Source organism: Microbacterium sp., from assembly GCF_031178525.1.
In the GTDB taxonomy this organism is placed as follows: domain Bacteria; phylum Actinomycetota; class Actinomycetes; order Actinomycetales; family Microbacteriaceae; genus Microbacterium.
The window spans coordinates 1-7,666 of the sequence record NZ_JAPSJA010000125.1 but is presented as its reverse complement, the minus strand read 5'-3'; the positions used below and the strand labels follow the sequence as shown (position 1 = coordinate 7,666).

Here is a 7,666-nt window from a genome sequence, read left to right as displayed (position 1 = left end):
AGCGCGTCGAGGAGTTCCGCACCATGCTGCGCGCGCGCGGCGCAGGCGACCCGCCCGAGTCGCTGGAGGACGCCGCGGCCTTCCAGGGGGTCGCGAGGTACGTGATGCGCATCAAGTGCGCGATGCTCGGCTGGGTGGCTCTCGAGGCCTGCCTGCAGCAGGCGGACTGAGAGCGGATCCGATCGGTCGGCCGCCGCGACCTCAGGGGACGCGGAGCATGATCTCCTGCGCGACGGACGCGACCAGCCGGCCGTCGCGCGTGTACAGGTGCCCCTGCGCGAGACCGCGTCCGCCGCGGGCGCTCGGGGACTCCTGCACGTAGAGCAGCCACTCGTCCGCCCGTGCGAACCGGTGCAACCAGATCGCGTGGTCGAGGCTCGCGGTGCGGATACCGGGCGTCGACCACGGCACGCCGTGGGCGCGCAGCACCGACTCCTGGATCGTGAAGTCGGTCAGGTACGCGAGCGCCGCGCGGTGCAGCACGGGGTCGTCGCCGATGGGTCGCCGCAGACGGGTCCAGACCGCCTGCCGCGGTTCGCGCTCCTCGACGGACAGGTAGATGTCGGATCCGACGTGGCGCACCTCGATCGGGTTCGCACGCAGGAGGAGGGACGCGTCCGGTCGGTCGGCCACGAGCGGCGACGGGCCGCTCAGCTCCGCGGGACCGGGTACCTCCGGCATGGGGAGCTGGTGCTCGAGTCCCGGGTCCTCGTCCTGGAACGAGCCGATGGCGGAGAAGATCGGCTCGCCGTCCTGGAAGGCCTGGATGCGACGACGAGAGAAGGATCGGCCGTCGTGGATGCGGTCGACCGAGAACGTGAGCGGTTTTCGCACATCGCCCGGCCGCAGGAAGTAGCCGTGCAGCGAATGGGGCGCGCGATCGGGGGAGAGCGTGCGCGACGCGGCGACGATCGACTGGCCGAGCACCTGCCCGCCGAAGACGCGGCCGCTCGGCATGGGGTGCGAGGACGCGGTGAAGATGTCCTCGCTCGTGCGGGCGCCGGTCTCGCCCAGGGAGAGCACGTTCAAGAGCACGTCGATCGGGTCGGCGGCGGCTGCGGCGTCGGTCATCCGACCAGTCTAGGTTTGCGGCCGCCTAGGCTTGATCCAGTGACGACCGCCCGCCTCGTGCTCGCCGACGCCCCCTCCGCCCGGGACGCGCTGACCTTCGCGCAACGCGCGGCACGCATCGGAGACGAGGGTGTGCGGCTGCAGGCCGCGCGCGGCGTGCTTGCGATGTCGACGGCGGCGCTGGCGCCGCGAGGCCTGCTCGATCGCACGCCCACAGTGCTCGGGATGCGCGTCGTCGCGGCGGATCCCGAGCTCGAGTGCGATCTCGTGGTGTCCGAGCTGGCCGCGACCGAGGAGGACGCAGCCCTCGCCCTGCCGGAGACCGCGCTCGCCCCGGCCTGGGCGGGCGTCTCGCCGCCACGCGGCGGATGGGAGCTCCGCGGCGAGATCGCGGCCGCGATCCTCGCGTCGCGTGCCCAGTGGGGGATCGCTGCGGTCGCCGAACGTGTGCCGACGGATGCCGGTGACGACGTCGTGCGGGCGATCCGCGGTGACGTGTGGGGTGCACCGGATGACGCGCTGCTCGGCCTGCCGCTGGGCGTCGCGTTCGCAGCCTTCTCGCTCGGCTTCATCGGCGGCGAGGAGCAGGCGCGCGTCACGACGTCGGGTCGGTGGACGCGCATCACACTGCAGCGCGGGCACGTGCTGTCCCGCGGTCCGGTCGCGACCGGCCTCACCGCCGTGCGGCGCACGGGCGCCGCCTGATCACGGCGCCGTCGTTCCGGGAGTGGGCTCGAAGGTGTTGACCATCGCGTGGGCGGCGCGCTGCAGGTAGTCCCACAGCGTCTCCTCGTGCAGGGGCGCCAGGCCGAGCTCGTCGACCGCCGTGCGCATGTGCAGCAGCCAGCGGTCGCGCGCGTCGGGGTTGACGTGGAACGGCATGTGCCGCATCCGCAGCCGCGGGTGACCGCGGTTCTCGCTGTAGGTCGTCGGGCCGCCCCAGTACTGCTCGAGGAACAGCGTGAGCCGCTCCTTGGCCGGCCCGAGGTCCTCTTCGGGATACATCGGCTTGAGCACGGGATCTCCCGCCACACCGCGATAGAACGCGTCGACCAGCTTCACGAACGTCTCATGGCCGCCGATCGCCTCGTAGAACGTGATCGACGGATGCTCCCCGTGCCCCTCGGGCCGGATCCCGAGGCTCATCTTCCGGCTCCGTTCAGCGCAGTTCCGTTCACAGGGCGCGGTCCTTTCCCGGGTGGCCGGCGTCGCCGTCCGGCGCGTCACCGGGAGCGTCGGCGGAGGGGGCCGTCTCATCCAGCTCCCCGTCGGCGATGGGCTCGTCTTGCGTGGTGTGCGCCGAGGCGTTCCCGGCCGGCGGCGCGGTCACGGGGGCGACATCGTCGGCGGTGGTCTTCCTGCGGCGCCCGAGCGGGCGCCATGACGGGCGCTCCGGGAGCGGCTGCGGCTCCGTGCGCGGCGGGTTCGCGCCGCGCACGCGCAGCGCGCCGTCGGCACCCGCGAGCGTGACGGTCTCGAGAGACGGCAGATCGTGTCCGAGCTCGTTCACCGTCTCGCGCAGCCGCATACGCAGCTCATGCGCGACGTCGTCCTTCGCGCTCGGCTTGGCCCGCAGCACGAGGCGGACGATCAGCGTCTCGCCCGCCACGGACTCGAGTCCCCAGACCTCGGGCCTGTCGATGATGCGCGAGCGCCAGCGCTTGTCCTTGGCCAGGTCGTCCGCCGTGTCGAGCAGAGCCGCCTCGACCGCCGGGACGTCGACGTCTGCCGGCAGACCCACGTCGATCACGACGCGCGACCAGCCCTGCGACATGTTGCCGATGCGAGTGACCTCGCCGTTGCGGACGTACCAGAGGGTGCCGTTGACGTCCCGCACGTGCGTGATCCGCACGCTCACGAACTCCACGACGCCCGTCGCGAGCCCGAGATCGACGACGTCGCCGATGCCGATCTGATCCTCCGCGACGATCAGGATGCCGTTGAGCACGTCCTTCACGATGTTCTGCGCGCCGAAGCCGAGACCGGCGCCGATCGCGGCGCTGATGAGCGCGAAGGAGCCGAGCAGGTTCTCGTCGATCACATTGATGATCAGGATGATCGCCACGATCACGACGGTCGTGTTGATGATGTTCGTCAGGATCGATCCGAGCGTGCGCGTGCGCTGCACGAGGCGCACGGAGGCGAGCGGCGACCTGTCGAGCGCGCGCGTGTCGTCGATCCTCGCCTTGCTCTTGGCGCCGCGCACGATGCGGTCGACGACGCGGCGCACCAGCAGCCGCAGCAGCCACGCGATCAGGGCGCAGACGGCGATCGTGACCGCGATCCAGAGGAGCTTTCCCCCGATCGCCATCAGCACTTCCAGGACGCGTTCGCCGAAGGTCAGCGCCTGGTCCACAGCCTCGTCCGTGTTCGTGAATCTCATCCCCTCCAGGGTATGACGCGAGCCCCGGGCCACGTTTCGTGGCACCGGGGCTCGCTGGGGATGTTCAGGCCCTGCTGAGGAAACTCATTCCGCGTCGCGGGCCTGGGCGGCCAGGGCGCGCTCCACGCCCGCGAGGTTCTCGAGCACGATGCGGCGCAGGGCGGCGGGGGCCTCCGGGTTCGCACCCAGCCACGCGCGCGTCGCGTCGCGCAGCGCGGTGTCCGCGCGCGGCGCCGGATACAGCAGCTCGCACAGGTACTCGGCGATCTTGTACGTCCGCGACTCCCAGACGGGCAGCAGCATGTCGAAGTAGCGGCCGACGTAGTCATCGAGCAGCGCGCGACCCGCCGGGTGCACGAAGCCGAGCGCGGCCGAGCGCACGATCGTGTTCGGCAGGGTGTCCTGCTCGATCAGGGACGCCCACGCCGCCGCCTTGGCGGCGGCGCTGGGGATCGCGGCCCGGGCCTGCGCGGCGAACTCGCCGCCCTTCGCGGTGTTGTCGGCATCGAGCGCCTCGTCGATCGCCGCCTCGTCGGCGACGCCGCTCGCCGCGAGCGAGACGAGGAGCTGCCACGACAGGTCCGTGTCGATCGTCAGGCCGTCCAGCGCGAGCTCGCCGGCTCGCAGCCGGCGCACCGTCTCCGCGTGCGCGGGGGTCGCGGAGGCCGACGCGAACGCCGTGACGAACTGCAGCTGCGCATCGCTGCCGGCCTCGGCCGCCTGTGCGAGCTGCCACAGCCCATCGGCGACGCGTGCGCGAGCGGCGTCGCGGTGCTCAGGAGTCACGTAGGAGTTCGCGGCGAGCTGCAGCTGGGCGAGCGTCGTGCGGATGGTCGTCGACTCGGTCTCGCGGCCGATGTTGCGCAGCACGAGCTCGACGTAGTCGCTCGCGGCCGACTCGGCGTCGCGGGTCTGATCCCAGGCGGCGCCCCAGACGAGCGACCGCGCGAGAGGATCGGCGATGTCCGCGAGGTGCTCGATCGCCGTGGTGAGGGAGCGGTCGTCGAGGCGGATCTTCGCGTAGGCGAGGTCCTGGTCGTTCAGCAGCACGAGGTCGGGGCGCCGCGCGCCCTTCAGCTGCGGCACCTCGGTGAGGTCGCCGTCCACGTCCAGCTCGATGCTGTGCGTGCGCACCAGCGCGCCGCCCTTCAGATCGTAGAAGCCGATGCCCAGGCGGTGCGGCCGGATGGTCGGGTAGTCGGCGGGGGCGGTCTGCGTGATCGCGAAGCGCGAGATCGTGCCGTCACCGGACTCGTCGATCACCGGCGAGAGCGTGTTGACGCCGGCGGTCTCGAGCCACTTCTTCGACCAGCCCGACAGGTCGCGGCCGCTCGTGCGCTCGAGCTCGACGAGCAGGTCGCTCAGCTCCGTGTTCGAGAACGCGTGCTTGCCGAAGTACGCGCCGACGCCCGAGAAGAACGCGTCGATGCCGACCCACGCGGCGAGCTGCTTGAGCACCGAGCCGCCCTTGGCGTACGTGATGCCGTCGAAGTTGACCTGCACGTCCTCGAGGTCGTTGATCTCCGCGACGACGGGATGTGTCGAAGGCAGCTGGTCCTGGCGGTACGCCCAGGTCTTCTCCATGGCGTTGAAGGTGGTCCACGCCTCGGTCCACTCCGTGGCCTCGGCCGTCGCGATCGTGGACGCCCACTCCGCGAACGACTCGTTGAGCCACAGGTCGTTCCACCAGCGCATCGTGACGAGGTCGCCGAACCACATGTGGGCGAGCTCATGCAGGATCGTCACGACGCGACGCTCCTTCATGGCGTCCGTGACCTTGCTGCGGAACACGTACGCCTCGGTGAAGGTCACCGCTCCCGCGTTCTCCATGGCGCCCGCGTTGAACTCGGGCACGAACAGCTGATCGTACTTCTCGAACGGGTACGGATAGCCGAACTTCTCCTCGAAGTACGCGAATCCCTGACGGGTCTTCTCGAAGATGTACTCGGCATCCATGTGCTGCCACAGGCTCCGGCGCGCGAACACGCCCAGGGGGATGACGCGGCCCTCGGAGTTGATGAGCTCGGAGCGCGTCTCCTCGTACGGCCCCGCGATCAGCGCCGTGATGTAGGACGAGATCCGCTGCGTGGGTGCGAAACCCCACGTGGCGGTCTTCGCGTCGTCGTGCGTGATCGGCTCGGGCGTCGGCGCATTCGAGACCACCTTCCAGTTCGCCGGCGCCGTCACCGTGAACTGGAACGTCGCCTTCAGATCGGGCTGCTCGAACACCGCGAACATGCGTCGCGAGTCCGGCACCTCGAACTGCGAGTACAGGTACACCTCGCCGTCGACCGGGTCGACGAAGCGGTGCAGGCCCTCGCCCGTGTTCGTGTAGCAGCAGTCGGCGTCGACGACGAGCTCGTTCTCGGCCTCGAGGTCGTGCAGCTCGATGCGCGAGTCGTGGAAGACCTCGGCGGGGTCGAGCTCGCGTCCGTTGAGCGTGATCTCGCGCACCTCTCGCGCGATGAGATCGATGAAGGTGGAGGCGCCCGGGGTCGCGGCGAAGCGGACCACGCTGCGCGAGCCGAACACCTCCGCGCCCTTGGTGAGGTCGAGGGCGACCTCGTAGGCGCGGGTGTCGATGACGGCGCGACGCTCGTGCGCTTCGATGCGGGTGAGGTTCTCTCCAGGCACTGCTGAGCTCCCGTGGGGTATGGGTCGGGGGACGCGCCGGTGCGGATGGCGCCGGCGACAACTCGTCAAGACTACGTCGTCCGTCAGGCGAGGCTCGGAGAACGTCCGAACGAGGCGGCTGTCGCGGGCACGACCCGACTTCTACAGAGGTGCGAAAATGAAGGACGTGAACGAGCAGCGCGACGAGAACCAGACTTCCGGATCGACCCCCGTCACCGCAACGATCGAGCGACGCGGCCCGCTGTTCGCCTCCGGGGCCGCATCCTCCGGAGAGCCGTTCATCGAGACCCCGGTCGCCTACGACGCGATCCTGCTGGCGAGCTTCGGCGGCCCCGAAGGGCAGGACCATGTCATCCCGTTCCTGCGGAACGTGACGCGCGGCCGCGGCATCCCGGACGAGCGGCTCGAGGAGGTGGCGACCCACTATCGCCACTTCGAGGGCGTGAGCCCGATCAACGAGCAGAACCGCCGGCTCAAGCTGGCGCTCGAGGCCGAGGTCGCCCGCCGCGGACTGAACCTGCCGATCTACTGGGGCAACCGCAACTGGGACCCGTTCCTGGAAGACGCCGTCCGCGCGGCGCACGCGGACGGCCACCGCACACTGCTCGCGATCGCGACGAGCGCGTACAGCTCCTACTCGAGCGACCGTCAGTATCGCGAGGACTTCGCTCGCGTGCTGATCGACACGGGCCTCGGTGAGGGGGACGATCCCGTCACGATCGACAAGGTGCGCCTGTTCTTCGACCACCCCGGCTTCGTCGAGCCGTTCTACGAGGGCGTGCGCGACGCGGTCGCTGCCTTCCTCGCCGAGGGCATCGCGGCGCCGGCCATCCGCGTGCTGTTCTCGACGCACAGCATCCCGACGGCCGATGCCGACCGCTCCGGCCCGCGCGACGTGGACTGGGGCGAGGGGGGCGCGTATGCCGCCCAGCATCGCGCGGTCGCCGCGCACATCCTGACGCGGCTGTCCGACGAGCTGCCCGAGGCGGCGGCGTCGAGCGGGAAGCTCGTGTACCAGTCGCGCTCCGGCCCCGCCTCGCAGCCCTGGCTCGAGCCCGACATCAACGACGAGATCGCCGAGCTTCCTGCGCAGGGCGTCGAGGCCGTCGTGATCGTGCCGCTCGGCTTCATCAGCGACCACATGGAGGTGCTCTGGGACCTCGACAACGAGGCGATCCGGTCGGCGTCGGACGCGGGCATGAAGGCCGTGCGCACGCAGACCCCCGGCGTGCACCCCGCGTTCGTCGCGGGGCTCATCGACCTCGTCGAGGAGCGTCTGAACGGCACTCCCGCGTCCGAGCGCCCCGCGCTCACGGAACTCGGGCCGTGGTACGACATCGCGCGGCCGGGGGACAGCGAGAACGTCCGCCTCGGCTTCATGCCGGCCGCGGCGGGCATCCTGCCCTGAGCGCCGTCCCGGCTCCTGAGCCGACGCAGAAGCTGTTCGCCCGTCGCGGGGCGAACGAGAATCTAGGATCGAGTCCATGCGCATCCACATCGCGACCGACCACGCCGGCCTCGAGTTCTCGACCCAGTTGCAGCACCACCTGGCCGAGCAGGGGCACGAGGTGGTCGATC

General features: G+C 70.5%; 6 protein-coding genes and 1 pseudogene. 3 read left to right on the top strand and 4 right to left on the bottom strand.

All coding sequences use genetic code 11. The features are described from left to right. Nucleotides 1-201: 201 nt before the first annotated feature. Nucleotides 202-1,071, bottom strand: a complete 870-nt coding sequence (locus RIF89_RS09060; protein WP_309068795.1) for an acyl-CoA thioesterase II — start codon at nucleotides 1,069-1,071, stop codon at nucleotides 202-204. Between the two features lie 39 nt (nucleotides 1,072-1,110). On the opposite strand from RIF89_RS09060, the gene RIF89_RS09055 reads away from it, so the two are divergent. Then, nucleotides 1,111-1,776: a hypothetical protein gene (locus RIF89_RS09055; RefSeq protein WP_309068794.1), complete on the top strand. Its 666-nt coding sequence runs from the start codon at nucleotides 1,111-1,113 to the stop codon at nucleotides 1,774-1,776. Here the strand turns inward: RIF89_RS09055 and RIF89_RS09050 are convergent, their stop codons facing one another. From RIF89_RS09050 to pepN, 3 genes are all read right to left on the bottom strand, one after another. Further along, nucleotides 1,777-2,217 carry a globin gene (locus tag RIF89_RS09050; RefSeq protein WP_309068793.1) on the bottom strand — a complete coding sequence of 147 codons (441 nt, stop codon included), beginning with the start codon at nucleotides 2,215-2,217 and terminating at the stop codon, nucleotides 1,777-1,779. 28 nt (nucleotides 2,218-2,245) lie between these two features. Continuing rightward, nucleotides 2,246-3,454, bottom strand: coding sequence for a mechanosensitive ion channel family protein (locus tag RIF89_RS09045; RefSeq protein ID WP_375294458.1), 1,209 nt, complete (start codon nucleotides 3,452-3,454; stop codon nucleotides 2,246-2,248). An 84-nt stretch (nucleotides 3,455-3,538) separates the two neighbouring features. Continuing rightward, nucleotides 3,539-6,088 carry an aminopeptidase N gene (gene pepN / locus RIF89_RS09040; protein WP_309068792.1) on the bottom strand — a complete coding sequence of 850 codons (2,550 nt, stop codon included), beginning with the start codon at nucleotides 6,086-6,088 and terminating at the stop codon, nucleotides 3,539-3,541. A 157-nt stretch (nucleotides 6,089-6,245) separates the two neighbouring features. Here pepN and RIF89_RS09035 point away from each other — a divergent pair, with 157 nt between their 5' ends. Together RIF89_RS09035 and RIF89_RS09030 are read left to right on the top strand one after the other, a co-directional pair. Further along, nucleotides 6,246-7,496 (top strand): ferrochelatase, encoded by a 1,251-nt coding sequence (locus tag RIF89_RS09035; protein ID WP_309068791.1) that lies wholly within the window; start codon nucleotides 6,246-6,248, stop codon nucleotides 7,494-7,496. 76 nt (nucleotides 7,497-7,572) lie between these two features. After that, nucleotides 7,573-7,666: pseudogene (locus RIF89_RS09030) on the top strand (ribose-5-phosphate isomerase); the annotation flags it as partial.